A 25,828-nucleotide genomic window follows, 5' to 3' on the forward strand; every position below is an offset into this window, starting at 1 on the left:
GATAGGTGCCATGATCCGCATTCGCAGTGTCGACGATGTTCGCCGCTTTCTTCGGCAGGAGCGCAAGCGTCGTGGCCTCACCCAAAGCCAGCTAGCTGATATCACGGCGACCTCTCAGAAGTGGATTAGCGATTTCGAGCGCGGCCGCGTGGACGCTCCCATGTCGATCGTCCTCAAGGTTCTGACGCTTGTGGGTGTAACGATCGAGTTCTCCCCAGCAGCACTCTCGACGGACACCCCATCGGAACCCGGAGCGGAGTTCTGATGCCTGCCTCCATACGCCTCTACGGGCTTCCGGTCGGCGTCCTCGACGTTGCCAAGGATGGAGATCTATCCTTTCGCTATGAGCAGAGCTGGTTCGAGCGCACGCAGTTGCCACATCACCCGCTATCCCTCGCGCTTCCACTTTCACCCGATCCCTACAACAACGATCGCGCAGGTCCATTTTTCGATGGACTGCTCCCAGACTCCCAGCAGACGCGGGACGCTCTGGCGCGCTATCTGCAGGTCGATGCCACCGACGACTACGCACTGCTCTATCAGCTCGGCCGCGATTGCCCCGGCGCCGTTACCGTCATGCCCGTCGATGATGAGGTTATCGCCGATGAGAACGTGGAGACAAAGTGGGACGTCCTGGACGACGATCGACTCGCCGAATACATCGAGGCCCTGCCGCGGCGCCCCCTGTTCATCGACGCCGATGGTGAGCTGCGATTGTCCCTCGCAGGCGTACATCACAAGGCCGGGGTTGGTGTCGTCGAACGGAGAATAGCTCTCCCAAGAGGACGCACCCCCAGCACGCACATTCTCAAGGTCGACATAGACGGGCTACCTGACTCGATCCGCGTTGAGCATTTCTGCTTACGCGTTGCCGCGGCCGTCGGCATCTCGGTGCCTTTCTCGGCCATCCGTGCGGTCAAGGACACCCCGTACATGGTGATACGGCGATATGACCGTGTTGGTGTTAACGGGCAAGACGTCTTCCGCAGGCTCCATCAGGAGGACTTTTGCCAGGCGCTCGGGCGCTTTCCGCGGCAAAAATACGAAAAGGATGGCGGGCCGGGTTGGAAAGAGTGCTTCGAGCTGATGAAGAACGTCACCGACGTCGTGATCGCCCGAACGCAGCTTCTCGACCGTGCGATCTTCCAGTTCTTGATCGGCAACCCGGACGCCCACGCCAAGAACTATTCACTCCTCTACAGGCACGACCGTATCGAACTCAGTCCGCTCTACGACGTGAACAACGCCGCCGCATTCCGTTCCTTCTACAAGGAGCAGCGCCCCAGGCTGGCGATGTTCGTCGGTGGCAATCGTGATCCGCTTACCCTGATTCCGGAGAATTGGGAGGCCTTTGCCAAAGAAACCGACTTCCGCCCCGGCTATGTGGTTCGGCAATTGCTTGATATGGCCGAACGCATGATCCCGGCCACGGAGAAACTGCTCGCCGAGGTGAGGGGAACGGAGGCCGACAGCGACCTACTGAAGCTGGCGGTCGAGGATATCGTCCAGCGCTGCGCCGCCGTGGGTGAGTGGAGAGTCTAGGCTGCTGACAGTCTAAACGCGCGTCGACAGCGAATGTCGTCTAGCCAATAGTGGCTCGCATTCCTCTAAGACGAGGCTTCGTGGCCTAACGCTGTCGATCGCGTCCCGCATCATTAGCACCTATGCGAGATCGCCAAGGCTGTTGTTCCCGGCGTTACGATCCACGATCTGGCATAGACTTACCATCTTCGCGCTCGTCAAGACCGGTTGTTTTCAGAACAGCGCTCTGCAATAAATTGCCAATGCGCAACCTCCGCGGGGTGTCTACCACCGCCTTGCGAAGATGCCGAAGGCCAGGGACGACACGACGAATATCCTGGGCGTAAACGCCTTTTGGATCGTGGCTCACTCCACGTGGGTTCCCAACGTCCGGCCTGGCAGCGCACCGCTGCTCTCGCCGGATCAACCCGTGGGAGCTTTTGGTATGCCCAAAATTCAATCCGATCATTCCCCTGCCAGCGGTGCGGGCATTGGCAATTTGACGCTCTGGGACCTGGCCCATCCGGATGCTGCAGCGCAGGCAGCTATCGAGCTTTATGGATCGAACGCGGCGACGGCTGCCGCACATTGCGCGCTGACAGCGCATTTTGACGGCCGCAAGGTCGACTACCGATTTGGTGTGCAGTTTTCTCGGAACTGGGTACCAACACACAGGCCTGAGCCATTCAGCGCTCAAGGCTTCCTTAGTTGGGAACGCACCGGTTCACCTCGATTCCTGAGCTGCAAGGACGGGGCCATTGTCGACATTGCTTGCTCTGCGCAAACCCGCACGGCAAACCGCAGACGAGCTGAATATCCTGGTCAACCGCGCGACGCCCCTTGGCGGGTCTATGCTTGTAGATTTGGCTTCAGCTGCCATCTTTCGGCGAGTGCTCTGCCACCGTCCTTGTCCAGTGTGGTAAAGACAGAGCGGGTGAGATGGGCGCGGAAGCGATCCAGACCGCCAACGAGCGACCGTTCCGCATCTTCGGGCGCGGAAAGAAAATCCCAGCCCTGACGAAGCCAAGGGCAACGACCTGCGAGGCGGACCCCTGTGGCCTCCGTCCTCGCCATCAGCCAAACAGGCCCGTCACCCTTCCGGCGACTACTGTCCTCAGGCACCTCCAGCACATGTGCCATTGCTCCGTCATTCTCGATCATGCCCAGGAACACGATATCGTACGGAGCCGCCTGACCTTTTTGCCCGTAGTAGGCAGCCATGCGGCGGACGGAATTCAAATCTCCGGTCACGTCGTAGCAATACGCCGCGATCGCGCCGAATGTGGGATTGACGTGCTTCTCTTCTCGCAGTTCAGTCGCGAGGTTGTCGACCTCCTTCACCGACAGATTGCCGGTTACCAACCGGCTGATCGCTGTCGCCGCGACACTGGTGCCAGCATTGTCACCGAAGATGTGACGATAGCTGAGGGCGGCGACGCCATCGTCGTCGCGCAACAGCGTGCAGATCAGATCGCTGTAGAACCAGACCGGGGCGAACAGGCCGTCCGCGAATTCAATCATAAGCAAGCCTTCCGCGCGGCTGGAAGGCGCGAACTCTGTCTGTTTGGGCTCGCTATGAAGCAGAGAGATCGGCATTTCAGACCAAATCTGTTTTATTGCGCCATTGACGACGATCCGAGCATCTACCCCGGGCGTGGGCTTGGCTACTCGCTCCAAGGACGCGCGCAGGGCCTGGGCCTTCTTCTTGCGAGCCTCGCCGGCAGCGAGTGCTTCCAGCGCCTGCAGCTGGTCGGTCACCTGATCCAAAAGCACTTTCCTGCGTGGCTTCGATATTTTGGGAGAGGCGAGCCGCCGGCGCGCCAGAGTCACGCTTTCGACGAGCGGCTTGGCAATGTTGGGCAGGCCGGGGAAGGCCTTGCTGGTGTCGATGTCGGGATGGCCTACGCCGAAGGAAGCTCCAAGTATGGCGATCCGGGTCGCCGCGTCTTTTAGCACGGTCTTGAAAACATTTGGGACCGCCGGCTCCACGGTTTCGAGTACGGGGGGGCCGGCTGTGGCGGCCTGCGCGTCGTCGGCGGGTGGCCATGGCGTGAGATCAGGATCGGGCGGTGATGGCGGTGCCGCTTGATCGAAATAGACAACCTTGTCGAAGAAGGCACTGCCCCCTGGGACCAGCGTCAGGTTGTATTGCATCGCCCGTTCCTTGGCGGCAGCGCGAAGCCCGCGACCGAGCGAGGAGCTGTCGATTATCGAGCCCTCGAACGCTGCCGGTACGCGACCCCACAAGACCTCGGCCAACACGCCCGAGAAGATACATTTTCCCGGCGCGGCGGCACCAGGCACCCGCACCATGAAAGCGCTTGTCGCGTCCTGGCAGGCATTGAAGCGCGCGACCTCGGTGTCGGCGAGCTGCGCCTGGTGGCGTTTGCGCACCCCGGGCCTGGGCGACAAGCCACGAAGATCGCGGCTATTGGCGATGGCACGGCACGCATCACTGAAGATCGTGAGATGCTGGATGCCGTAGGCATAAAGCTGCCGTCGCAAATCCTCGACAAAGATATTGTAGCCTTGGTCCAGCGAATCGCTGAGCAGCCAGTAGGTTGTGTCATCATTGATACCGGTCAGGCCATGGCCGGTGAACGCCAGTACGAAATGGTCGACCTGCGTGCCCAAGGGCACCAGTTTGTCGAAGGCATCCTGAAGCGATGTATCCGTGACCCGGTTGGCACCCTTGTCGGTGAGGATTATGACGTCCGACTCCGCAAAGCCCGAATGGAGAGCCCATTGGCCGATCGTCTCGGCGGCAACGACCGCCCCATCGAGATAGGGAAATTCGTCAGCGGCGCCGTCCACGGGTTCGACACTGCTGACGCCGATGGCAAGACACTTTTTAGACATAGCTGATCCCCCCTTGGAGCCGGCTGCGGATCACAGCCCGTCGCATCCACGCGGCCGGCAGCGACAGGACGACCGGGACGCGCCACCGCAAGGCCCCGGGTCCCCGGAGCCGCTCGCCCATTACGATGGCAGCGACTGCGAGCATCGCAAGGGGGTGTCCATACGAGACAAACAGAGGAACCAACATCCAGACCCAGCAGCTGGCCAGACACCACCCGCCCAAGGCCGTTCCAAACGCGATGCAATCACGATCCGCTGCAAGCCCAAAAAGTCCGATGCGCCGCAGCCGGTGCGCCCGGTTCTGCGCAGCCATTTGCAGCGGGCTGGCGCTCCAGATTAGCGCCAGCAGGCATGCCACCAGGAAGGCGGGCAACGCGTTGCCCGCCAGAAGGCGGAGCGCGAGCGCAAGCGCAAGAAGCGGAATGCCCGCCAAAGACCACACGCCGAAATAGCCCAGCAGAAAGCCTGCCGCGGCGCGCGATCGTCGCGTGACGATGCTCGAGGCGCGGACGTGCGACAACGGCAGGGCTATGAGCGGCGTCATCATCGCGACCAGCATGACAAGCCAGCTCAGCGCCAGCATCGCGGGCGGATTGGTTACAATCAAGAACTGCATGCTGGCGACGATGGCGTTGAACGGCAGGGGACCGGCGGTGGCTCCGCACAGGAGCGGTAGATCGGCATGGATATCTATCGCCGATGACGCAACCAACGCAGCGCCCGCCACGCTCATCGGGCCCCTGAAGGGCGGCGCGAGCAGGCCACTCAGCAACAGAGATCGCACGGATCCCCCTCTCACACCAAGAGCGGACAGCAGCCGCATCAGCCTCTAAGGACGCTGACGCGTTCGATCGTAATTGGGTCCGCGTCGCCGCCCTCGTGCGCCGAGACGATTTTCACCCGCAGACGCGCGGGATCGAAATCGCCCTGATTGACAAGGCGTCGTGCAAGATCGGAAATGTCGAAGATAAGCGTGATGCCGTTGCCGCCATGCTGGCCGTCCACCTTGGAAGCGCTGGCAAGACCGAACAAGGCGGCACTCCCCGCGACATGATCTTGCGGAAGAGCATCATCTTCGGCGCCCACCGGAACATTGACATAAGCCTTGAGACCTCCCGCGATGCTGACGCCGCGGATATTCTCGAACTTGAGGAACGTCCGCTTGCCCGCCGCTGCTTCGGGCGCATTCGGTCCCATGGCCGTGACCATGGCCTTGCCCTCCTGCGAGGCGATCTTCACGGCAGTTTCGACTGGACCGACGCCGAGTGTAACCTTTTCGCTGTTTGCTCCGATGACTTTCGGTTCGGCCATTGCCGCTGATCCTTGCGCGACGGTGACGGCTCCGCCGGCGGTCGGCGGGACCGGAACACCGGTACCCGCATGGAGGTCGTCATATTTAGGATAGAACTTGCCGCCGGACAGAGTATCGCGCGCCGTGTAATTTTCCAATCCCGAGCCATCGGTTCTCGGAACGGCAAAGGCTCGGTTGGACGGACCGTCGAGCCATTGCTTGCCTGCCTCCGTCTTGACCCCAGGCTTGGTCATCCACGCAGCCCAGAGCCTGTCGATGTTGCAGTGATGGAGCCAGAACAAGGGATCCAGCCCGGCCGTCTCGAAGGCGGAAAGGAAGCCTTCGCCTGCGTTTGCCGGGCGGGCTCCGCCAACAAGGACGTGGACCGAACCATGCGGGACGTTTTCTAGTTGCCCCCGCACGCCGATATCGGGATTAGAGAAAAGCGTCTTGCTGCCCCCAAAACTAACTGAGCCGGTGAAGTCAGATTCGCCCATCGCCGACAGGTCGATGTCATCGATTTGAAGCAGCGGCTCTGGACCGAGGACTTTCTGGCCATAGCGCGGAACATCCTCGAGGGGGTTTCGCGTCGTGCCGTCCGGGAGGTATTTTAGGAGAAATGCTTCGGGTATCTTGCGTGCGTTCGGGTTGGCCGCATCGAGATAGTTCCAATAGGGCAGTTTCCAGCCGGGTTTTCCACCAAGCGAGACGATGGTTGCCGCGATGATATCCTCAAAGCGCGCGAGATAGCCGCGATGCCACGGAAGGAAATAGAAGGATGAATGCTGGCACTGGTTCCAGGTGATATTGGTGTCACTGGCAGGCGGCAGTGGCGTCTTTTTATCGATGATTTTGAGGTCAATCCAAAGGTCGCGGTCGAACTGATGCATCGCGGCGAGGTAGCGCCAGCTCGTCCTATCGGTGACAGGACGCGTCTTCAACTCGATCACTGCCTTTGCGTACCAAAGTAAAGTTTCGTTCCAACCTGCGCCCAGCTTCCAGGCGTCCTTGCGCTTGTCGACCATCTTACCCCCCTGTTTGAGCGTCGCCGAGCCGGCCCACCTCGCCGGAGGCGCGTAACACTAGTCTATGTAACCTTGCTTGAGCAGCCTATCATATTACTTCCCGACAGTATGGTAGATTTTACACCATTCTCGCTTAACCCTGATGATGTAAACAACCTGTCCACATCATCATCGAGCGCAAGCCTGCAGGGCACATAATTGAAGAGAGGCGCAGCGCCCGACGTCCAAACCCACGGCAGCATGCGACCGCCTGATTTGCTTAGACGATTGCACAAAAAAACACGCTTCGATCGGCAGCCGGTTTGACCGTTTGATCTGGGCACGCGCAAAGCTGGATTCGATCGAAGCGACGCCGCCAGCCGCGTCAGTTTTTCCTTCAGGAAGCGTTCATAGGCGTGCAGGTCGCGCACCACCACGCGTAGCAAATAGTCGCGCTGGCCTGTCATCAGATAGCAATCCACGACCTCCGGCCAGCGAGCGATCGCGGTGTTGAACTGTTCCAGCTCGTTCTCTCGCTGGCGCTCCAGCTTGATCGACGCGAATACCGAGATCGGCAGGTCGACGAGATCCTGGTCGATCACCCGCGGCATAGCCGGTAATCACCCCTCGATCCTCCATCAGGCGGACCCGGCGCGCGCAGGGCGAGGCCGAAAGGCCGACTTGATCAGCAAGCTGTTGCGCCGTCATCCTGCCATCGACCTGGAGCGACGCGATGATCTTGCGATCAATCTGGTCAATGAGTTTTTGGCATGGAATCTCACTCCAATCATCGATCTTGATGAAAGGAACTAAAACACCTGCCGAAATCAGGCAAATTTAGCGACAATCGGCTTTTCCTCAGGCCTATCATTTCCATCGATTTCACCAGGAGGCTTGGCACTTGGACGACAGGCAATTGGCGGCGCTCTCGGCGCTGGAGAAAAAGGTGCAGTGGCTGTCGGCGTGGATGATCCACAACGCCAATCATTTGCGCGAACCTCCGACGGGTTGAAGGTCGGCGGCCATCAGGCATCGTCGGCGTCGCTGGCGACGATTATGACCGCGCTATACTTTTCGGTGTTGCGACCTGAGGACCGTGTCGCGGTGAAGCCGCATGCCTCACCGGTGTTTCATGCCATCCAGTATGTGCTCGGCAATCAGACGAAGGAGAAGCTTGAAGGGTTCCGTGCGTTTGGCGGCGCGCAGAGCTACCCGTCGCGAACCAAGGACGTCGATGACGTCGATTTTTCCACCGGCTCGGTCGGACTAGGGATCGCACAAACGCTGTTTGCCTCGCTGGTGCAGGACTATCTCGGCGCCCGCGACGAAGCCATGCCCGAGGGCCGCATGGTGGCGCTGATCGGCGACGCCGAGATGGATGAGGGCAACATCTTTGAGGCACTGCTGGAGGGGTGGAAGCACGGCCTGCGCAATTGCTGGTGGATCGTCGACTACAACCGCCAGCGCCTCGATGCAGTCGTGCGCGAAGGCCTTTGGGAACGCTTCGAAAGCATATTTCGGAATTTCGGCTGGGACGTCGTCATCCTAAAATACGGCTCGCTCCAGCAAGCCGCATTCGCTGAGCCGGGCGGCGAGGTGTTGAAAGCATGGATCGACGCTTGTCCGAACCAGCTCTATTCGGCATTGACCTTCCAGGGCGGCGCTGCCTGGCGCAAGCGCCTTCTGGCCGACATCGGCGAGAAGCCGGGACTGGCATCTCTTCTCGACCAGCGGTCCGATGCGGAACTCGCAACCCTGATGACCAATCTGGGTGGGCACGATCTGCCAGCGCTGCTCCAAGCGTTCGAAACGGCGCGCGGCAACGACCGGCCGACCTGCTTCATCGCCTACACGATCAAGGGTTTCGGGTTGCCGCTCGCCGGTCACAAGGACAATCATGCCGGCCTGATGACCAAGGACCAGATGGCGATGTTTTGCGCGTCGATGTCCGTCGCCGAGGGGCGCGAGTGGGATCATTTCGAAGGGTTGGACATCGAGGAGTTGCAGTTGCGGCGTTTCCTCGACGCGGTTCCGTTCGTGGCAAAAGGTCAGCGGCGCCGTCACGCGCAGCGCATCCTGGTTCCCGATCACCTTGTCTCGGAAGCCAAGGGCAGCGTTTCCACCCAGATCGGCTTTGGCCGGATTCTCGACGAGATCGCGCGTGCCGGCGGACCGCTTGCCGATGCGATTGTCACCATCTCGCCGGACGTGACTGTTTCGACCAATCTTGGCCCATGGGTGAACCGGCGCGGCCTCTTCGCCAGGGAATCGCTGGCGGACACGTTCCGCAACGAACGAATTGCCTCGACGCAGAAATGGGAGTTCGGCACGTCGGGCCAGCATCTGGAACTGGGCATTGCCGAGAACAATCTTTTCATCCTGCTCTCGGCGCTCGGGCTGTCGCATTCGATCTTCGGCAAGCGGCTGCTGCCGATCGGCACTCTCTACGACCCGTTCATCCAGCGTGGGGCGTTGGTGCACGGATCGTTTATTGGTGTCGGTTTAGGCAAGCGGTAACCGCAATAGCCTTTGTAGCGTAGCCATGCCTTTCAAACACAATACCAGCCGCCGCCATCATATTGAGAAGATGAAGTTCAGGGTGACGAACTGGCCAGAATATGAGGCAGGACTTCGTCATCGCGGCAGTTTGACCCTGTGGGTGACGCCGGAAGCCCTGTCCGGGTGGCAAGCGCCAAGACGCAAGACACGTGGCGGCCAGCACCGCTATTCTGATCTGGCGATCGAGACCACCTTGACGCTGGGCCTTGTGTTTGGCCTGCGGCTGCGCCAGGCAGAAGGCTTGCTGGAATCGGTTCTGCAACTGATGGAGCTGGCGCTCGCTGTCCCCGATCATACCACCCTGAGCCGTCGGGCGCGGACATGGCAATCGCCCAACAAACGGCATGATCGCCAGGTTGCGCCGGAGGGACCAGTGCATGTTCTTGTCGACAGCACCGGCCTGCAGGTCTACGGCGCGGGTCAGTGGCTGGAGGAGAAGCACGGCGCCAGATCCCGTCGCAGTTGGCGCAAGCTGCATCTGGCACTGGATGCCGAAAGCGGCGAGATCATTGCCCATACCCTGACTGATCAGGACACTGGCGATGTCTCTCAAGTTGAGCCACTACTCGACCAGATTGGCGGTCCGATCGGACAGTTTACTGCTGACGGCGCCTATGACGGAAAACCGACTTACGACGCAGTCATCGATCACAGCGCTGCCGCCGCAATCGTCATTCCGCCTCGCGTCAACGCGTCGAACCATTCGACGATAGACCTGCCGGCCAAAGGGACCAGCATATCGCCGCAATCGGCAGAGACGGCCGGATGAAATGGCAGGTCTCCAACGGTTATGGCAAACGCTCGCTGGTCGAGACCGCCATAGGGCGATACAAGTCCACCATCGGGCGGCGTTTGCGGGCACGGTCGCTTCCCGTTCAGCAGACCGAAGTCGCCATCGGCTGCGCCGTCCTCAACCCATGCTTGCCTGCGCACGCCCGAAATCCGCCCGGCGCAAGGCGGCCACGGCATAGTCTGCCGCTTCAAAGATCGACATCCGCTCAAGTCCGGACCCATGCACCACCGCCCATCTATGATAGATTTTATCACAGAGACGCCTAGATATTCTCCGGCAGGTAGATGTCGAAGGGCAGGAAGGTCTGTCCCGGCGCGTTGGCGGCGCCGTCCTTGATGGTATGCGCCATGAGATCGACGAGATCGCTGCCCAGCCGCGCCAGCGGCGTTGCGAGCACCATGGTGAGGATGTTGTTGGCGAGTGCAGCGCGCGACTCAGGCGTTATCTCGTTGCAGATCATGACCGGAGGCTGGGCAGGCATGGCCATTCTCACCGCCGTGATAGCTCCCTCCATGCCGCCCCCGGCTATGTAGCACCCGACGAGATCGGGATGCCTCTCGAGCAGGTCGAGCATTGCATCGTGGGTCAAATCGGCCGTCTCGAGATTGACCAGCGTCTCAAGTACTATGAAGTCCGGTGCGTGTTCCCGGAAGTAGGCGCGCACGCCGATCTCGCGCAACTCTTGGCCGTGAAAGCGGTGGCTGCCGACAAACACCGCGACCTTGCCGGGCCGCCTAGCGCACTTCGCGATCATCCACGCGGCGGTGCGTCCTACCTTGCGGTTGTCGAGGCCCACATAGCCCTCCCGTACGCCGGAGGCGCAATCGGACAGGAGCGAAAACACCGGAATGCCGCGGGCCTTCAAGCTCTCCACGGCGACCGTGACCGTTGGATGATCGGGGCTGACCAACGCGACGGCGTTCGTTTTCGCTGCCAGTTTCTCCAGATGGACGACGATGTCCTCGGGAGCCTGGCTCGACCAGAAATCAATGACCGCAACGCCGCGGAACCGCGACGCATGGGTCGTCGCGGCCTCCAACTCGCGCGCGAACTCCTGATAGAAATGCTGCTCGGGCTTCTGCAGAAGAAAGCCCAGCCGGTATTCCGGGAGATCCTGGCGGATCCGCTGCTTGATGAGGGGCGCGGCATGGTAGCCGATGACGGTCGCCGCCTCGTAGACCCGCTGCGCCGTCTCCTCGCGCACCGGAAGGCGGCTGTTCAAAACCCTGTCGACCGTCGCCACGCTGACCCCGGATGCCCGAGCCAAATCCGAAACCGTTGGTCGCTTGGCCAAGGCTAGCCTCCTTTGAGGGTTTCGAAGGAATGATAGTAGATGATAGAAAAATTGCAAGCGCTGTTGAGGTAAATGATTGAATATGGTAGTTCTGTTGCATTACGGTTTGTCAGCCTGGGTCCTAGCCTGAAAAAGGAAGATCGTGATGAGGGCAACTGCCGCAGCCGACGACTATAGGCAGACGAAACGCGACTACAGTCTGATAGGGCGCTACGCGCAGCGCGCCGTCGAGCATATCAAGCACCACAGGTTCCCGATGGTGCCGCACCACGCGCTGCTGAAGCTGAACGGTTTGGTCAAGCACGACCAGCCGTCGCCGTCGATCACCGGCAACCGGCGAAATGATCCCGACCTTCCTGCGCCAGTTGCGCAACGAGGACTACTTCGTCAAGCGCGAGCTGCCGCCAACGGCGCGGCCGTATCGCGAAGAGTTCCACGCCGAAACCAAGTTGCCGCGGAACAACAGCCTCCCAAGGCTACGGAGGCGGCGGCCCGCCGCCGCCTCCGACTTCGATCAGACAAGATCCACGGAGATGAAAGTGACGGATTGGATCGAGGCCTGCGGCGCCGGCCGCGGACAGACATGTGCTTTTGGCGAGCGGCATCGGTCCCGGCAACGCCGTGGCCCGCGACATTCGCCTGGCCGACATGCTGATCGCGAGGCGGGCGCGGCCGGACCCTCGGAACTGATGTCGCCCGACGTGAAACTCAAGACGTTGCTGGCGTCATGATCGCGCAAAATGGGAGGTGCAGCCGATGAGCAGGAAGAGACCCACGGTAGCGCATATCCGCGCCTTGAAAGGCAAGTATCAGTTCACGATGATCCGCGTGGAGATGCTGGACGAGTTGGAGGCTTCCGAGAAGGCCGGCGTCGACATGGTTTCGGTGCCGCCTGAGATCATGGTTCTTCCGCATTTCCGCGAGGTTGCGCCGAGCCTGTTTGCGGTGCCGGGCGTCAATTTCTTCGAGGTCGGCACGGCGGACGATTTTGTGCGCTGGGCTTTCGCGCTCTACAAGGCGAGCGCCGACGCCGTCTATTGCAGCGCCAGTCTAGCGACCGTGAAGCGGCTCTCCGACGAGGCCATTCCGGTGATCGGCCATGTCGGGTTGATCCCATCGCGGGCCACCTGGACGGATGGATAGCCGCAGACATGCGTTTCAAAGGGCTTGATCTGAACCTTCTCGTCGTGCTCGACGCCCTGCTGGCCGAGCGCAATCTCTCGGCGGCGGCACGCCGCATCAACCTCAGTCAGCCGGCCATGAGTGCGGCCGTCGCCCGGCTGCGCGATTTTTTCGGCGATGAACTGTTCAGCATGAGCGGCCGAGAACGTATTCTGACATCACGTGCAGCAGCACTTGGCCCCGCAGTCCGCGAGACTCTCCTAAACATCCAGTCCTCGATTATGTCGTCGGATCCGTTTGACCCTGCTAGATCCGATCGCCGCTTCAGGATCATTATTTCCGATTTCGCCGCGCTCGTGTTTTTTGAAACGGTCGTGGAGCGTGTTGCCCGGGAAGCCCCCGCCGTCAGCTTCGAATTGATGCCTCTCCACGGCAGCCCCGATGAGGTCCTCCGGCGTGGTGAGGTCGATTTTTTGATCACTCCGGATGTGTTCATGTCGAACGCGCATCCAAGAGTGGCGCTTTTCCACGAGAGGCTCGTATGCGTAGGCTGTCCCACGAACAAGCAGCTGCCACGGCACCTTACATTCGAGAGATACATGTCGATGAGGCACGTCTGCGTCAGGTTCGGACGTTTCCTGAAGCCCTCCATCGAGGAAGGGTTCTTGCTTGAGCATGGTCTTAAAAGACGTGTCGAAGTCGTCGTGCAGAGCTTCAGCATGATCCCGCCCATGGTGTCCGGCACAGCTCGTATAGCGACCGTGCCCCTCCGGCTGGTCAGGCATTTCGAAAACACGTTTCCCCTTCAGGTTGTCGAACTTCCGCTGCCGCTTCCCGGTTTCACCGAAGCCGCCCAGTGGCCGGCTCTCCACAATAGCGATCCGGCAAGCATCTGGATGCGAGAGATAATGATGCAGGAGGCATCTCGGCCAGAGCTATGACGGAATTTGGGTGACTGGGTTGATCAAGCGGCGCTTTGCGGCGTTGGTGCATGGGTGCGGACGGTGGTGTCACATTGATTCAGCCGTAAGGAAATTGAGGTAGCAGCGCGGGGCAGAAATGCTGCGGGATCAGCTCCGTCTGATCGAAGGCGGCAATCCCGCCGCGGCAGGCGGGACATCGATCCCGAAGGCCGCAACCGTGCACGAAGCAGAAAAGACGCGATGCCAGTCGCCACTGCCGACGAGGGGAATACTGAATCCAGGTCGAACGCTTGCGCTTGGCCCTTTCGCGCAGCGGCAGCAAGAGCGGTGGCAGAGCCCGACCAGCCATTGCCACCGCCAAGATTGTTTCCCGCGAAACGCCTGTCTGGCGGCCGAGCAGAGTTTTCGTCGAGGGCTTCGAGAGGCCTTTTGGTGAGGTGATCATTGTACGTTTTCCCTTTGGTTCCTCACGTCCTATTACTGCCCATGTGGATCGTGTCCCAGGGAGTGGTGTAGCTGACGGCTTGGTCGCCGCGCTCTCCGGCATAGGGCCGGGATGATCAGCGTGCCACGGCTGGCAGGCTGGTGAGAGGATCATCGCTCATTTGGCTGATGGTTTCCAGCGTCATGTAGCGCGCACGCTGCACGGCCCATTCGTCATTCTGTTCGAGCAGGAGCGCGCCGACGAGGCGGACGATGGCGTCATCGTTGGGGAAGATGCCGACGACCTCGGTCCTGCGCTTTGATCTCGCCGTTGAGGCGCTCGATGGGGTTGGTGCTATGCAGCTTGGCGCGGTGCTCTCTGGGGAAGGTCATGTAGGCCAGCACGTCGGGCTCGGCGTCGTCCATGATTGTCGCCAGCTTTGGCACCTTCGGCCGGATCTGGTCGGCGACGGCACGCCATTGGGTGCTGGCGGCTTCTGGCGTCTCCTGGGCAAACGCGGTGGCGATGAAGGCGGAGACGACACGGCGCCCGCTCTTGCCGGCATGGGCCAGCACGTTCCTCATGAAGTGGACGCGGCAGCGTTGCCATGTCGCGCACAGCACCTTGGTGACGGCCGCCTTGAGGCCCTCGTGCGCGTCGGAGACGACGAGCTTGACGCCCCTGAGGCCGCGGCGGGTCAGCTTGCGCAAAAACTCCGTCCAGATCGGCTCGGCCTCAGACGTGCCGACCTCCATGCCCAGCACCTCGCGCCGGCCGTCCGCGTTTTGCCCATGGCGAAGAGGTCGAGCGCGGCATTCCCTTCCTCAAGGCCTATACGGTGTTCTGCGCCGACCAGATCGAGGGGCTTCCGGCACAATATTACGGCAATCCCGCTCCGGTAGCCGATCCGGTGGAGCGGATCGAAAACGCGGACACCTTCTTCGCGAACACCGGTGCTGTCATCCGGCACGGTGGGGATAAGGCCTATTTCAATCCGGCTCTCGATGTCGTGCAAATGCCGCCGTTCGAGAGTTTTCGCGACGCGCCCAGCTACTATGCGATGCGACTCTTGGGCACGAACTGACCCATTGGGTCGGGTCTGACAGGCGGCTCGATCGCAATCTCGCCCAGTATCACAAGAATCGCTCCTTCAGAGCGCACGAGGAACTCGTGGCCGATCTGGGCGGTTGCTTTTTGGCGGCCGATCTCGGCATCGTTCCCGAGCTCGAGCCGAGGTCCGATCACGCAAGCTATCTTGCGAGCTGGCTCGACATTCTCAGGAACGAGAAGCGTTTCATCTTCGCCGCGGCGGCCCATGCCCAGCGGGCGGTCAACTATCTGCATGATCTCCAGCCGCAGGGGACACTGGTCGAGCACGCTGCGTGATACTGCATCTCCGATCGCATGGGATGGCGCTGGGCCATCCCAGAGCGCTGAAGGGCCGCGCTGCGTTCGCAGCGAGGGTATTGAAGGCCGCCTGCGCCTTGCCACCGCAGGGGAGCCGCCTGCATTCTTCGCCAGCGATGCCACGATTAGTGTGTGGTCGTCGTAGCTAGCAGCAGTCATTCAAGTGCATTACATTGTGGATTCGAGACAGGAGACAACCATGGCGACAAACGCACTCGTGCAGACACGTATCGATTCCAACATCAGGGACCGCGCGGCGTCCGTGCTTGAAGGCATGGGGCTGACGGTTTCCGACGTAGTACGCATCCTGCTGACGCGAACCGCCAATGAAGGTGCACTGCCGCTGGAACTGATCAGCAACAGCGAGGCTCATGATGCATGGTTTCGCGCCAAGGTGATGCAGGCACTCGAAGATACCCGGACCGATGTCACCGCTGAAGATGTAGAGACGCATTTTGCATCCCGACGCGCTGCCGCGCTACGCAAGGCAGGAACTACCCAGTCATGAGGCTGAAATGGTCAGCGTTTGCGCTTGCTGATCGCGACGACATCTTCACCCATATCGAAGCCGAAAGCCCGCGCGCGGCGGCTGCCGTTGACGAGCATATCGCGCAGGCGGTGCTCCGCCTGGTCGAGTTTCCCGAGAGTGGACGCCCTGGACGAGTGCCCGGCACGCGGGAGCTGGTCATCTCCCGAACGCCATATATTGCAGCCTACGTTCTAACCCATGATGCTATCCGTATCCTGCGTGTTCTCCATGGTGCGCAGATGTGGCCCGAGGACTTTTCGTCCGACTAGCTTCCGTGATGCAATCGCCTGCACGGTGACGCTGATCCCGACTGAAGCCGGGCACCCGATACGCCGTTGCCAGCAGCGTTCTGCTGAACCGGCGCCATAGTCTCGGCTTCGGTTGAATGCCCCGGTCGGCCTGACGAGTGACGTCGAGCGCTCACATTGCTATCCTGCCACGACGTCTCGGTTCTGATGTCGGCGTTGGTGCTTGTGAGCACGACCCTGCCTACTGGGTCTGGGCAGATTCGCAGGCTGCCGTCGTCCGGACGGACAGTTGATCACACAAGTCGCCGTCTCATGGCGATGAGGCGGTGGTGGAACGCCTGTCTTCATTCCTGTTTCCGAAAGCACGTCCATCTGCGTCCTCGATGTGACTGGTCTGACCGAAGGCCGATCCCGCAGCGCGGGCTCTCGATCTTGTCCCGGCAACGGCCTGCGCGACTTTCTTCCCCTGCCGGCTGCGCCGCCATTCCTCGCGATCCAAGAAAGTCGCTCCCGGCCGCCTTCCACTTCGTTCCAGCCCTAAGGACCACCCCATTGCGCACGCGCAACGGGGACCCCGGTGGGTGCGGGTCGATCGCCTCCGTTCCACCGACCGTCATCGAGGTCGCGATGGGCGCGGCCCGACCAACAAAGGAATGAGACAAATGGCTACCATAGGCACCTTCACCTCCACCGGCAACGGCTTCACCGGCACGATCAAAACCCTCAACCTCAACGTCAAGGCCAAGCTGGTCCGCGTCGAGAACCCCTCGGACAAGGGCCCGCACTTCCGCATCTTCGCGGCGGCGAACGTCGAATTGGGCGCCGCCTGGCAGAAGGTCTCCGCCGAAGGCCGTGACTACCTCTCGGTCAAGCTGGACGACCCGAGCTTCCCCGCTCCGATCTACGCCACCCTGATCGAAGTTGACGGCGAGGAAGGCCTGCAGCTGATCTGGTCCCGATCAAACCGGGACTGAGGATCTCGCGCGAGGGCTCCGCCGCAAGGCGGGGCCTTCAGCCTTCTTCGGCAGTTGCACTTGAACGTCAGGCACGCATAGACTAAGTTGCATGGACTAAGTCATGGAGCCAGCAATGCGCACCGTCAATATCCACGAGGCCAAGACGCATCTGTCACGCCTTATCGACAAGGCGGCCAAGGGCGAATCTTTCATCATCGCCAAATCCGGCAAGCCGATGGTGAAGGTCGTCGCGATAGACGCTCCTGCGGCCGGCGAAACGCGTCGCGTCGGGTTTATGGCCGGGCAGTTTTCCGTTCCGGACGATTTTGATCGCATGGCCGGTGAGGAAATCGAGAAGCTGTTTGGCGGCGACGCATGAAACTTCTGCTCGATACCCATCTTCTGCTCTGGGCGGCGGGCGAGCCCGACAAGCTCCCGCCTGCCGCCCTCGCTGAGATCGAGAATGCCGACAACGACCTGACGTTCAGCGCTGCAAGTCTCTGGGAGATTGCGATCAAACGGGGTCTGGGCCGCGCTGATTTCACGGTCGATGCGCGTCTTTTGCGCAGGGCCCTGATCGACAACGGCTATTATGAGCTGCCAATCATAAGCGAGCATGCCATAGCCGTGGAGGGGCTTCCCCCCATCCACAAGGACCCCTTCGATCGGATCCTGATTGCTCAGTCGATCGTCGAGGGCATTACATTGCTGACCGTCGACGATCTGGTTGCACAATATCCCGCGCCTGTCCGTCGCCTTTGATAACCTCCGCCCGGAGCCAGCCACAGATCGGCTGCTTCAGCGAGGCCTTCTTCCTGCCGCTCCCGCGCCGTTCATCGCCCGCCCAAGTCCTTTATTGTGAAAACGCGCCGAACAGAGACCCCAAGCACGACGCCCAAATATCTGATCCACTGCTCTTTCCAGGATTTTCGACGGACCACTTCCGGACCCCATGCCATTACCCGGTCGGCCTGACGAGTGACGTCGAGTACGACGTCTCGGTTCTGATGTCGGCGTTGGTGCTTGTGAGCACGACCCTGCCCACTGGGTCTGGGCAGATCTCGCAGGCGGCCGTCGTCCGGACGGACAGTTGATCACACAAGTCGCCGTCTCATGGCGATGAGGCGGTGGTGGAACGCCTGTCTTCATTCCTGTTTCCGAAAGCACGTCCATCTGCGTCCTCGATGTGACTGGTCTGACCGAAGGCCGATCCCGCAGCGCGGGCTCTCGATCTTGTCCCGGCAACGGCCTGCGCGACTTTCTTCCCCTGCCGGCTGCGCCGCCATTCCTCGCGATCCAAGAAAGTCGCTCCCGGCCGCCTTCCACTTCGTTCCAGCCCTAAGGACCACCCCATTGCGCACGCGCAACGGGGACCCCGGTGGGTGCGGGTCGATCGCCTCCGTTCCACCGACCGTCATCGAGGTCGCGATGGGCGCGGCCCGACCAACAAAGGAATGAGACAAATGGCTACCATAGGCACCTTCACCTCCACCGGCAACGGCTTCACCGGCACGATCAAAACCCTCAACCTCAACGTCAAGGCCAAGCTGGTCCGCGTCGAGAACCCCTCGGACAAGGGCCCGCACTTCCGCATCTTCGCGGCGGCGAACGTCGAATTGGGCGCCGCCTGGCAGAAGGTCTCCGCCGAAGGCCGTGACTACCTCTCGGTCAAGCTGGACGACCCGAGCTTCCCCGCTCCGATCTACGCCACCCTGATCGAAGTTGACGGCGAGGAAGGCCTGCAGCTGATCTGGTCCCGATCAAACCGGGACTGAGGATCTCGCGCGAGGGCTCCGCCGCAAGGCGGGGCCTTCAGCCTTCCACTGGCGAACTGGTCAACCGAAAGGACACATACATGACGAGCACCATCGCGCATCAGCAAAAGCTCTTGGTTCCGTCGACATCCCCGTCTGCCCGGGCGGTGCGTGGACCGAACTGGTCGACGTCTGGAACGGCGATGCGGCTTTCGTGTCCGATAACTCGAGCCGCTTGAGTATCTGTCGTCGCTGCTCTATATGATGCGTGATGATTGATGCGCACCAAGGAGGGCGATATGAGAACGACACTGGCGATCGATGACGACGTCCTGGTCGCGGCCAAGGCCATGGCCCGGCAGCAGGATCGCAGCGTGGGGGAGATCATCACCGATCTCGCCCGGCGCTCGCTGCGCCGCCCGCAGGCCGGCAGCGAGCGCAACGGGATTCCTCTGCTGTCGCCTCGGCCGGATGCACCTCCTGTCACGCTTGAGACGGTCAACGCCTTACGTGACGAGCTGCCGTGACCTTCCTGCTCGATGTCAATGTGCTGATCGCGCTGATCGATCCTGGCCATGTCGCCCATGACGATGCGCATGGCTGGTTCGAAGTGACCGGCCACGCCGCATGGGCTACCTGTCCCATCACCGAAAACGGCGTCCTGCGCATCGTCGGCAACCAAAAATATCCTAATTCTCCCGGCTCGCCTGCCGTCGTTGCGCAAATCGTTACCAAGTTGCGAGCCCTGCAGGGGCACAGCTTCTGGCCCGACGATGTGAGCCTGGTTGGCTCCGGCGACATCGATGCTGCAAAAATCCTGACCTCGGCACAGGTCACCGACACCTATCTTCTTGCGCTCGCCAAGGCCCATGGTGGCCAACTTGCGAGCTTTGACCGCAAGCTGTCGGCGGCGGCCGTGAAGAGCGGGAAGTCTTCACTACACCTGATCACCACAAGCTAGACCGCCGGGCTCTTTCTGTCAGGTATCCCGGCAAGATCAGCCGTTGAGCGCGTCCTTGATGGCTTTTGCCGGCGTGAAGGACAGCTTCTTCGAGGCGGAGATCTTGATGGTCGCGCCCGTCGACGGGTTGCGGCCCTCGCGTTCAGGTGTGTCCTTCACCTTGAATTTGCCGAAACCGGGCAGGCTCGTCTCGGCACCGCTCGCGGCCACATCGGCGATTGCCTTGAACACGCTGTCGACGATGCTCCTGGCCTGCATCTTCGTCAGACCGTTGTCGGCTGCAATCTTGTCAGCGATCTCATTTGCGGTCGTCATGGAACGTGCTCCTCGCGTTGTTGCTGGTCACTGTTTGGCTCACAACAACACGGGGTTGGTAGTCCGCGCGTGCGCAACGCTTGAAAAATGCCGGAAGACTGCGCGATCGGCCTGATTTCCTACGGAGCCATATATCCGCGCTTACGTTTGCGGCGCTCGAGCCGGGAGAACGCTTCGTCGGAATCCGCGCGCTCATCGAAGGTTTCCATCATCACCTGGCCGTTTGTGCCGATCCGGCCCCAGTTGCGGACCAGCGACGCGCCGCCGAACAATGTCGGCTGAATGGACAGCACATAGAACCGAGACATGTTGCGAGCGGGATCGATGCGGCGAAGATGAAGCGGTTCTGTCACAGGTTTCGGCATAGCTGGAATCTTCGCTTCCTTTGGAAGCAACGTCCAACGACTTCGATGAATCGATCACGCGTGACCGATTCATGCGGCTGATGCGTTCGGCTCAATACACCAGCTGCGCCGTGATTGTTCGCCTGAAATGTCGTGCTACGCCGATTATAGCGCGACATATGTGGAACGGCCCGCGTTGCAAGGGCTTTTTTAGTCGATTTCATCACGCGGGAACGGTGCAGTCATATGTCCGGCCTTTCAGCGCGGCCCATGACCGCTGGCCTCGATGAAGTCCGCGAAGCGGGTGGCTGATCAATCTGACGTGCTCGAAGCACATTGTCGCGCAAGCCTCTCCCGCGTCGGGATTTCGTCCCGTGGAATCATCGTCTGCTCAATGCACCTCGCCTCTTCCTGGCTCTTCTCCGGTAGCTCGTGTCGGTACTCTGCCCTCAGGCGTTTGCCGCACGAACCGCCATCACACCAGGTTTCCGATAGGTCCCGCCCTTCGTTAGCAGGGCCCAGATGATCCTCGCGATCTTGTTGGCAAGCGCGATGGCGACGACCTTGAAGGGCCGACGCGCTAGCAACGCGGTCAACCAGGGCAGTGCCCTGTCGTTGTTTCTGGCATGGCGCAGGACAGAGGTAGCGCCATTTACAAGGAGAGATCGAAGCTCCGTGTTGCCCATCTTCGAGATGCCGCCCAACAGCTCCTTGCCGCCGCTCGAATGCGACCTCGGCGTAAGCCCAAGCCAAGCGGCAAGGTGACGGCCCGACCTAAACCCGTCCGGATCGGGAACCAGCGCCTTGACGGTCGCCGCTGTGATCGCGCCGACGCCCGGGATCGTGGTCAGACGGCGCATGTCTTCGTCATGCTTTGCCTCGGTGACGATCTCGCGCTCAAGTCGTTCGACCTGTTCGCTCAGAGTGTCTAACTGGTCGACAAGGGCCGTCAGGGCGAAGCGCGCCGCCGCAGGCAGGCGAGCATCTGTCGGGTCACGCACGATCGCGGCTAATGCCGCCACCTTCGCCGGGCCGGCAGCCGCGATGATGCCCAATTCGGACATATGAGCGCGCAAGGCGTTGATCACTTGTGTTCTTTGGCGCAGCAGCAGAGCTCGCGTCCTCAGCACCATCGCCGCCGCCTGTTGCTCGGCCGACTTGATCGGCACAAAGCGCATGGTCTTGCGGGTTACCGCCTCGCTGATCGCCTCGGCGTCGGCAGCATCGGTCTTGCCGCGCTTGACAAAGGGCTTGACGTAGGCCGGCGGGATCAACCGGACGTCATGGCCGAGTGCTGCGATCTCACGCGCCCAGTAATGTGCCCCGCCGCAGGCCTCGAGGCCGACGAGACAGGTTGGCTGCTTCTCGAAGAAGCGCAGCACTTCGGCCCGGCGCAACCGCCTGTTGAACAGCGGCGCGCCTTCGGCGTCTGCGCCGTGAACTTGGAAAACCTGCTTGGCCAAATCTAGCCCGATGGTGTTAATCTGCGTCACGGAACGGTCCCTCCTTGGTGGCGTTGAAACAACGGCCACGTTAGCACTTGATGCTGTCGGAGCGGGCCGTTCCACCTCATCAATCTGGGAGAGAAGCCGTATTGCCTCACCCTGGAATGCTGCCGAACGATCTTTCCGTTGCCTCACCATAATGTTCCCCTGGGCTAGGATTCGATCAATGCGCGATCGGCTCGATTGCCGGCTCCACGTGCATTGGGCCGAACACCATCGCGTGAGCCTTTTCCTTCCGCCAGATCTTCAAGCGGCGCTGCAGCGTGCGCAGAAGTGGATCAGGATATTGCCCCGGCTGCTCCGCCTGCAGACGCACCAGTAATTCGCGGCTCGTCCGCCAGGGCTCTTCGTCGAACCACGCGCGCAACTGGCCTGTGACCTTCACGAGCGGATCCGGTCGGCGACGCCCTCGCTTTTGCCTCGACCTGGCTCTTGCTGTTGGGCGGACTTCCCCCTCCTTCCAGGCCGTCCGCAGACCCGACAGGAACTGGTCCAGCGCCGGATCGCTCACCACCAGCGCCGGCGTGCAGGATTCATCGGCAATGTCGACGAGGCGCTGCTGCGCCGATCGCATCTCCTGCAGCAGCTTTACCGGGTCCAGCCTCGCCTGTGTTTGCGCAAGCCTGGTACGAACCGGTTCAGGCGTGCGTGGATCTGCCAGCAGTCGCTGGCACGGTGTTGCCGCAGGGTGATAGCGCTTGCGCACGCGGGCGCCGTCCCGTTCCTTTCCGGCCAGCTTGAAGGAGGGTTGGAAGAAGTTCACGAACAGCCGAACCGTCGAATAGAGCTGTGCAAGGGCAGCAGCGGCTTCAAGTCCCTCCAGCCGACGATACCCGACAATGCGTCGCACCACGGCGCCGTTCTTCTGTTCGACGAAGGCCTGGTCATTTTTGCGGTAAGGACGGCAACGGGTGAACTCGATGCCGGCATTCAGACAGTAGTCGCGTATCGTCTCGTTCAGGAACACGCTGTCATTGTCCGTGTCGAATCCGAGAAGCCGAAATGGCAGGAGCCGCCGTAATACCGTCAGCACCTCGCTCAACAGCTTCTGTTCACGCACCAGCAAGGGCGCGCATTCCGTCCACCCGCTCGCGATGTCGGTAAGACAAAGCGTTTGTATGAAGCTTCCCCGCGTCGTCGGTCCACTGTGCGCCACCAGGTCGGCCTCGACGAATCCAGGCGGAGGATCCTGCCAATCGGAGAAGGTCCGGATCGGAATGCTGCGCCGCAGCGCGGTGGACGCTGTACTGCGACGGCGTCTCGGCCCACCAGCGATGTCTCGAACCTCGCGAAGGGCGCGGTCGATCGTGGCCGCGCTCATCGCCAATAGCCGTGTGCGGATCTCGGCGGTTAGGTGCAGATGCCCGTGACGCTCCATCGCCTCCACCAGAATTGGAATCAGCATCTTCAGACGCTTGCCGCAGATGCGATCCGAAGCTTCCCAGAGCACGATCAGCGCTTCGCGCACGGCGTCGTCATAAAGCCGGCGCTCCGGTCGCGGGCCCGAACGCTGCGCCTGTGGTCCATTCCGCAGCAACCGCATGGCATGCTTGCGGTGAACGCCGCTTACCGCCGCGAATTCATCGAGAATGCGCGACTTCTCTGCCCGATCGCCTCGGGCGTAGCGCTCCGCTACCACCTTCACCAGCTCATCCCGCGTCGCCATGCTTATCCGCCTCATCTGATTTGCTCCCGCCCCAAAACTGCGGGGAGCAAATCAGATGACGCAACGGCCCAACATCCGGGAGCAGTTCAGGCGATGCAATGCGCGCTCTCACGTTAATTGCCGCGCCGCAGCCGATCGTGTCCAATGAGTGTTCCCAATCGGTTGCCGGTGCTTCGCAGTATTGATGGAACGCATTCGCTTGCGGCACGGTCAGCGATCGACGGCTCGCGTGTTCCCCAGCCCGAAGGGCCGCCGCCCAACTTGGTGGGCGGCGAAGCGGAGGGGCTGAACGCGCTATCCAAAACGCGCCGTAGAGAAGCCCCGGAGCTTTCACAGGGAGAGAAGTCCTTGCCCGATCCGGCAGGTCATTTCTTGTTCGGCCCGAACCTGTTCGTGCCAACTCGTTCAAGCATTCGTTGCGCCGAAAGTAGATCGCGCGGCCGCAGCGCAGCGGCGGGTTGCCGGCGGTGAAGACGATCTGCTCATCGGTGCGTATTTGTATAACTTCATGAGGGGATGATCAGCGGTCCTGGAGCGATCTTCTTCGTAACGCACTGATTGACCAACACAATCTGGTGTTCCATAATGTATGTTATGCGACTTTGTACTGTAGGCGCAAAGTTAAAATGTCCCACTTCTGCAAAGTAGGAATGTCGCTTCCGCTTTGCTGGATGCCATTCTCCCCGGCACCGATAGCGAGGGAGACTCTAGGTGGGATTGGTGTTGATGAGCGAACGCGAGCTGCAACGCATAGAGGTTCTATCGAAGATCATCGAGCGAAGGATGACAACGGTCACGGCGGCACATGTGCTCGGCTTGACCAGGCGTCAGGTCCAGAGGCTTTTGAAGGCATTCCAATTCGACGGTGCTTCCGCGCTACGACACAAGGCGCGAGGTCGACGCTCAAACCGTGAGATTGGCGATGGCATTCGAGATTTCGCCGTCTGTCTGGTCCGCGAACATTATCTCGATTTCGGTCCGACGCTGGCGGCTGAGAAGCTGGCCGAGGAACATGGCCTGGTCGTGTCGCGCGAGACGCTGCGCAAGTGGATGGCAGAGGCCGGAATCTGGCTGTCGCGCAAGCAGCGCCGGACATTTCATCAACCGCGCTTGCGGCGCGAAGCCTATGGCGAACTCGTGCAGATCGACGGCAGCGAGCATCGGTGGTTCGAGGAGCGGGGTGATGCATGCACCCTGCTCGTCTTTATCGATGATGCCACCGGCAAGCTTCAGCAGCTACGTTTTGTGAAGTCGGAGAGCACGTTCAGCTACTTCGAGGCGTTGGAACTCTATCTGGAGGCGCACGGCTGCCCGGTGGCGTTTTATTCCGACAAGCACACGGTGTTCCGGGTTGCCAAGGCCGAGGCGCGTGCCGGCCGCGGCATGACACAGTTCGGCCGAGCCTTGTCCGAGCTCAACATCGAGATCCTGTGCGCCAATTCGAGTCAGGCCAAGGGCCGGGTCGAACGTGTCAATCGCACGCTGCAGGACCGGCTGGTGAAGGAACTGCGTCTTGCTGGCATCTCAGATATCGAAGAAGCCAACGCTTTTCTGCCGGCATTCACGACCAGCTTCAACGACAAGTTTGCGAAGATCCCTAACCGGCCGGACAATCTGCATCGTGTCTTGAACATGCCGGCCGATCGACTCCGCGACCTGCTCTGCAAACGCGAGCAGCGCTATGTCGGCCAGCAATTGTCTTTCTCCTACCAACGCAAGCAGATCATGCTGGAGAAGAACGATATCTCATGCGGCCTGGTCGGTAGATATGTCGATATTTACGAGTTCGCGGACGGTCGCCTGGATGTTCGATGGAAGGCATCCTCCCTGCCCTACACTATCTTCGACAAAGAGCAGCGCGTCACCCACGCCGCGGTCACCGAGAACAAGCGGCTTGGCGAGGTTCTGTCATGGATCAAGAGCCAGCAAGATGAGGCTCGGCCCGCGCCGAAGATTAAGACGAACAGCGAACAGACTGGCTATCAGAAGCGCGACAGGAAGCCTGGCCGAAGGACGGATTTCATGAACGATCCAGCGGTCATCGTCCGGCGTGAACAGGCACTGGCGGGCCACTCAAAGCTAAAGCCGGGGAGCTTGGCTGGAGCCGCACCCGATCGGGCTGCGCAACCCTGACCAGCTGTCGCCCGATCGGGCGCTCTCGTCGGCGCCAAGAAGCGCGTCACTGTCGCATTTCTAAATTGCTGCGCCCCGCCCCGCCAATTGCCCCGTGGCGACATTTCTACTTTGCTGGCCAAGCGACATTCAAACTTGGTTGCAACATGTACTGTAGCAGCTAAGTTAAAATGTCCGGATCTGGCAAAGTAGGAATGTCGCTCCTGCCTTGCCAATCTGC

General features: G+C 61.0%; 23 protein-coding genes and 9 pseudogenes. 20 read left to right on the forward strand and 12 right to left on the reverse strand.

The window, feature by feature from the left end; genetic code table 11:
* Nucleotides 1–10 precede the first annotated feature (10 nt).
* The 3 genes and pseudogenes from AC56QX_RS37220 to AC56QX_RS37230 form a co-directional block, all read left to right on the forward strand.
* Nucleotides 11–265 (forward strand): helix-turn-helix transcriptional regulator, encoded by a 255-nt coding sequence (locus tag AC56QX_RS37220; RefSeq protein WP_475461576.1) that lies wholly within the window; start codon nt 11–13, stop codon nt 263–265.
* Nucleotides 265–1,542 carry a type II toxin-antitoxin system HipA family toxin gene (locus AC56QX_RS37225; RefSeq protein WP_497118784.1) on the forward strand — a complete coding sequence of 426 codons (1,278 nt, stop codon included), beginning with the start codon at nt 265–267 and terminating at the stop codon, nt 1,540–1,542. The genes AC56QX_RS37220 and AC56QX_RS37225 overlap by 1 nt, the downstream gene beginning before the upstream one ends.
* A 424-nt stretch (nt 1,543–1,966) precedes the next feature.
* A pseudogene (locus AC56QX_RS37230) lies at nt 1,967–2,098 on the forward strand (hypothetical protein); the annotation flags it as partial.
* Between the two features lie 272 nt (nt 2,099–2,370).
* Here the strand turns inward: AC56QX_RS37230 and AC56QX_RS37235 are convergent.
* From AC56QX_RS37235 to AC56QX_RS37250, 4 genes and pseudogenes are all read right to left on the reverse strand, one after another.
* Nucleotides 2,371–4,380 carry a hypothetical protein gene (locus AC56QX_RS37235; protein WP_497118785.1) on the reverse strand — a complete coding sequence of 670 codons (2,010 nt, stop codon included), beginning with the start codon at nt 4,378–4,380 and terminating at the stop codon, nt 2,371–2,373.
* On the reverse strand, nt 4,373–5,164 hold the full coding sequence (locus AC56QX_RS37240) for a copper chaperone (RefSeq protein WP_497118786.1): 792 nt from the start codon (nt 5,162–5,164) through the stop codon (nt 4,373–4,375). Before AC56QX_RS37240 ends, AC56QX_RS37235 begins: the two co-directional genes overlap by 8 nt.
* Before the next feature lie 38 nt (nt 5,165–5,202).
* A complete protein-coding gene (locus tag AC56QX_RS37245; protein ID WP_497118787.1) occupies nt 5,203–6,696 on the reverse strand; it encodes a tyrosinase family protein in 1,494 nt (497 codons plus the stop codon).
* A 288-nt stretch (nt 6,697–6,984) separates the two neighbouring features.
* Nucleotides 6,985–7,383 (reverse strand): annotated as a pseudogene (locus AC56QX_RS37250) (Lrp/AsnC family transcriptional regulator); the annotation flags it as partial.
* Here AC56QX_RS37250 and AC56QX_RS37255 point away from each other — a divergent pair.
* The 3 genes and pseudogenes from AC56QX_RS37255 to AC56QX_RS37265 all read left to right on the forward strand — a co-directional run bounded on the left by AC56QX_RS37255 (nt 7,357) and on the right by AC56QX_RS37265 (nt 10,205).
* Complete coding sequence (locus tag AC56QX_RS37255) at nt 7,357–7,488, forward strand: hypothetical protein (RefSeq protein WP_497118896.1); 132 nt, start codon at nt 7,357–7,359, stop codon at nt 7,486–7,488. The pseudogene AC56QX_RS37250 and the gene AC56QX_RS37255 overlap by 27 nt on opposite strands.
* Before the next feature lie 88 nt (nt 7,489–7,576).
* Nucleotides 7,577–9,147 (forward strand): annotated as a pseudogene (locus AC56QX_RS37260) (thiamine pyrophosphate-binding protein); the annotation flags it as partial.
* A 70-nt stretch (nt 9,148–9,217) separates the two neighbouring features.
* Nucleotides 9,218–10,205 (forward strand): annotated as a pseudogene (locus AC56QX_RS37265) (IS5 family transposase).
* Nucleotides 10,206–10,289: 84 nt separating this feature from the next.
* On the opposite strand, the gene AC56QX_RS37270 reads toward AC56QX_RS37265, so the two are convergent.
* Nucleotides 10,290–11,321 carry a LacI family DNA-binding transcriptional regulator gene (locus AC56QX_RS37270; RefSeq protein WP_258580834.1) on the reverse strand — a complete coding sequence of 344 codons (1,032 nt, stop codon included), beginning with the start codon at nt 11,319–11,321 and terminating at the stop codon, nt 10,290–10,292.
* A 232-nt stretch (nt 11,322–11,553) separates the two neighbouring features.
* On the opposite strand from AC56QX_RS37270, the pseudogene AC56QX_RS37275 reads away from it, so the two are divergent.
* The 4 genes and pseudogenes from AC56QX_RS37275 to AC56QX_RS37290 form a co-directional block, all read left to right on the forward strand.
* Nucleotides 11,554–11,764, forward strand: a pseudogene (locus tag AC56QX_RS37275) (fatty acid desaturase); the annotation flags it as partial.
* A gap of 148 nt (nt 11,765–11,912) precedes the next feature.
* A pseudogene (locus AC56QX_RS37280) lies at nt 11,913–12,052 on the forward strand (ferredoxin reductase); the annotation flags it as partial.
* 25 nt (nt 12,053–12,077) lie between these two features.
* Complete coding sequence (locus tag AC56QX_RS37285; protein ID WP_497118788.1) at nt 12,078–12,464, forward strand: beta/alpha barrel domain-containing protein; 387 nt, start codon at nt 12,078–12,080, stop codon at nt 12,462–12,464.
* Nucleotides 12,465–12,472: 8 nt separating this feature from the next.
* Nucleotides 12,473–13,384, forward strand: a complete 912-nt coding sequence (locus AC56QX_RS37290; RefSeq protein ID WP_497118789.1) for a LysR family transcriptional regulator — start codon at nt 12,473–12,475, stop codon at nt 13,382–13,384.
* Between the two features lie 79 nt (nt 13,385–13,463).
* Here AC56QX_RS37290 and AC56QX_RS37295 read toward each other — a convergent pair whose 3' ends face one another.
* On the reverse strand, nt 13,464–13,811 hold the full coding sequence (locus AC56QX_RS37295; protein ID WP_497118790.1) for a hypothetical protein: 348 nt from the start codon (nt 13,809–13,811) through the stop codon (nt 13,464–13,466).
* 115 nt (nt 13,812–13,926) lie between these two features.
* Nucleotides 13,927–14,581: pseudogene (locus AC56QX_RS37300) on the reverse strand (IS256 family transposase); the annotation flags it as partial.
* On the opposite strand from AC56QX_RS37300, the pseudogene AC56QX_RS37305 reads away from it, so the two are divergent.
* The 9 genes and pseudogenes from AC56QX_RS37305 to AC56QX_RS37345 form a co-directional block, all read left to right on the forward strand.
* Nucleotides 14,578–15,176: pseudogene (locus tag AC56QX_RS37305) on the forward strand (ArdC family protein); the annotation flags it as partial. The pseudogenes AC56QX_RS37300 and AC56QX_RS37305 overlap by 4 nt on opposite strands.
* A 220-nt stretch (nt 15,177–15,396) precedes the next feature.
* A complete protein-coding gene (locus tag AC56QX_RS37310; protein ID WP_183455093.1) occupies nt 15,397–15,705 on the forward strand; it encodes a type II toxin-antitoxin system RelB/DinJ family antitoxin in 309 nt (102 codons plus the stop codon).
* The gene (locus AC56QX_RS37315) at nt 15,702–15,995 is read left to right on the forward strand and encodes a type II toxin-antitoxin system RelE/ParE family toxin (protein ID WP_183455094.1); all 294 of its coding nucleotides are present in this window, start codon (nt 15,702–15,704) and stop codon (nt 15,993–15,995) included. Before AC56QX_RS37310 ends, AC56QX_RS37315 begins: the two co-directional genes overlap by 4 nt.
* Nucleotides 15,996–16,636: 641 nt before the next feature.
* Nucleotides 16,637–16,948: a DUF736 domain-containing protein gene (locus tag AC56QX_RS37320; protein WP_475461650.1), complete on the forward strand. Its 312-nt coding sequence runs from the start codon at nt 16,637–16,639 to the stop codon at nt 16,946–16,948.
* A 115-nt stretch (nt 16,949–17,063) separates the two neighbouring features.
* Nucleotides 17,064–17,309: a type II toxin-antitoxin system Phd/YefM family antitoxin gene (locus AC56QX_RS37325; RefSeq protein ID WP_183455096.1), complete on the forward strand. Its 246-nt coding sequence runs from the start codon at nt 17,064–17,066 to the stop codon at nt 17,307–17,309.
* Nucleotides 17,306–17,692: a type II toxin-antitoxin system VapC family toxin gene (locus AC56QX_RS37330; protein ID WP_475461653.1), complete on the forward strand. Its 387-nt coding sequence runs from the start codon at nt 17,306–17,308 to the stop codon at nt 17,690–17,692. Before AC56QX_RS37325 ends, AC56QX_RS37330 begins: the two co-directional genes overlap by 4 nt.
* Nucleotides 17,693–18,393: 701 nt before the next feature.
* Nucleotides 18,394–18,705, forward strand: a complete 312-nt coding sequence (locus AC56QX_RS37335) for a DUF736 domain-containing protein (protein WP_475461650.1) — start codon at nt 18,394–18,396, stop codon at nt 18,703–18,705.
* 278 nt (nt 18,706–18,983) lie between these two features.
* Nucleotides 18,984–19,211, forward strand: a complete 228-nt coding sequence (locus AC56QX_RS37340) for a ribbon-helix-helix domain-containing protein (RefSeq protein WP_258580822.1) — start codon at nt 18,984–18,986, stop codon at nt 19,209–19,211.
* On the forward strand, nt 19,208–19,645 hold the full coding sequence (locus AC56QX_RS37345) for a TA system VapC family ribonuclease toxin (RefSeq protein ID WP_475461667.1): 438 nt from the start codon (nt 19,208–19,210) through the stop codon (nt 19,643–19,645). Before AC56QX_RS37340 ends, AC56QX_RS37345 begins: the two co-directional genes overlap by 4 nt.
* A gap of 36 nt (nt 19,646–19,681) precedes the next feature.
* Here AC56QX_RS37345 and AC56QX_RS37350 read toward each other — a convergent pair whose 3' ends face one another.
* The 5 genes and pseudogenes from AC56QX_RS37350 to AC56QX_RS37370 all read right to left on the reverse strand — a co-directional run.
* Nucleotides 19,682–19,960, reverse strand: a complete 279-nt coding sequence (locus AC56QX_RS37350; RefSeq protein WP_464615072.1) for an HU family DNA-binding protein — start codon at nt 19,958–19,960, stop codon at nt 19,682–19,684.
* Between the two features lie 119 nt (nt 19,961–20,079).
* Nucleotides 20,080–20,325 carry a WGR domain-containing protein gene (locus AC56QX_RS37355; protein WP_183465712.1) on the reverse strand — a complete coding sequence of 82 codons (246 nt, stop codon included), beginning with the start codon at nt 20,323–20,325 and terminating at the stop codon, nt 20,080–20,082.
* A gap of 428 nt (nt 20,326–20,753) precedes the next feature.
* Nucleotides 20,754–21,797, reverse strand: coding sequence for an IS110 family RNA-guided transposase (locus tag AC56QX_RS37360; RefSeq protein ID WP_183465509.1), 1,044 nt, complete (start codon nt 21,795–21,797; stop codon nt 20,754–20,756).
* A 175-nt stretch (nt 21,798–21,972) separates the two neighbouring features.
* Entirely contained in the window at nt 21,973–23,490 is a 1,518-nt protein-coding gene (locus tag AC56QX_RS37365) for a transposase (protein ID WP_497118174.1), read from the reverse strand.
* Nucleotides 23,491–23,869: 379 nt separating this feature from the next.
* Nucleotides 23,870–23,989, reverse strand: a pseudogene (locus AC56QX_RS37370) (type IV secretory system conjugative DNA transfer family protein); the annotation flags it as partial.
* A 197-nt stretch (nt 23,990–24,186) separates the two neighbouring features.
* Here AC56QX_RS37370 and AC56QX_RS37375 point away from each other — a divergent pair.
* Nucleotides 24,187–25,608, forward strand: a complete 1,422-nt coding sequence (locus tag AC56QX_RS37375; RefSeq protein WP_497111020.1) for an ISNCY family transposase — start codon at nt 24,187–24,189, stop codon at nt 25,606–25,608.
* Nucleotides 25,609–25,828 lie beyond the last annotated feature (220 nt).

The organism is Mesorhizobium sp. RCAM 06353 (assembly GCF_059683585.1).

Bases quoted from the DNA above. Each gene is read 5' to 3' on its own strand.
- AC56QX_RS37285 (WP_497118788.1), top strand. From the start codon at position 12,078: ATGAGCAGGAAGAGACCCACGGTAGCGCATATCCGCGCCTTGAAAGGC.
- AC56QX_RS37235 (WP_497118785.1), bottom strand. From the start codon at position 4,380: ATGTCTAAAAAGTGTCTTGCCATCGGCGTCAGCAGTGTCGAACCCGTG.
- AC56QX_RS37310 (WP_183455093.1), top strand. From the start codon at position 15,397: ATGGCGACAAACGCACTCGTGCAGACACGTATCGATTCCAACATCAGG.
- AC56QX_RS37320 (WP_475461650.1), top strand. From the start codon at position 16,637: ATGGCTACCATAGGCACCTTCACCTCCACCGGCAACGGCTTCACCGGC.
- AC56QX_RS37315 (WP_183455094.1), top strand. From the start codon at position 15,702: ATGAGGCTGAAATGGTCAGCGTTTGCGCTTGCTGATCGCGACGACATC.
- AC56QX_RS37355 (WP_183465712.1), bottom strand. From the start codon at position 20,325: ATGCCGAAACCTGTGACAGAACCGCTTCATCTTCGCCGCATCGATCCC.
- AC56QX_RS37325 (WP_183455096.1), top strand. From the start codon at position 17,064: ATGCGCACCGTCAATATCCACGAGGCCAAGACGCATCTGTCACGCCTT.
- AC56QX_RS37335 (WP_475461650.1), top strand. From the start codon at position 18,394: ATGGCTACCATAGGCACCTTCACCTCCACCGGCAACGGCTTCACCGGC.
- AC56QX_RS37225 (WP_497118784.1), top strand. From the start codon at position 265: ATGCCTGCCTCCATACGCCTCTACGGGCTTCCGGTCGGCGTCCTCGAC.
- AC56QX_RS37350 (WP_464615072.1), bottom strand. From the start codon at position 19,960: ATGACGACCGCAAATGAGATCGCTGACAAGATTGCAGCCGACAACGGT.
- AC56QX_RS37340 (WP_258580822.1), top strand. From the start codon at position 18,984: ATGAGAACGACACTGGCGATCGATGACGACGTCCTGGTCGCGGCCAAG.
- AC56QX_RS37365 (WP_497118174.1), bottom strand. From the start codon at position 23,490: ATGAGGCGGATAAGCATGGCGACGCGGGATGAGCTGGTGAAGGTGGTA.
- AC56QX_RS37330 (WP_475461653.1), top strand. From the start codon at position 17,306: ATGAAACTTCTGCTCGATACCCATCTTCTGCTCTGGGCGGCGGGCGAG.
- AC56QX_RS37290 (WP_497118789.1), top strand. From the start codon at position 12,473: ATGCGTTTCAAAGGGCTTGATCTGAACCTTCTCGTCGTGCTCGACGCC.
- AC56QX_RS37220 (WP_475461576.1), top strand. From the start codon at position 11: ATGATCCGCATTCGCAGTGTCGACGATGTTCGCCGCTTTCTTCGGCAG.
- AC56QX_RS37295 (WP_497118790.1), bottom strand. From the start codon at position 13,811: ATGATCACCTCACCAAAAGGCCTCTCGAAGCCCTCGACGAAAACTCTG.
- AC56QX_RS37245 (WP_497118787.1), bottom strand. From the start codon at position 6,696: ATGGTCGACAAGCGCAAGGACGCCTGGAAGCTGGGCGCAGGTTGGAAC.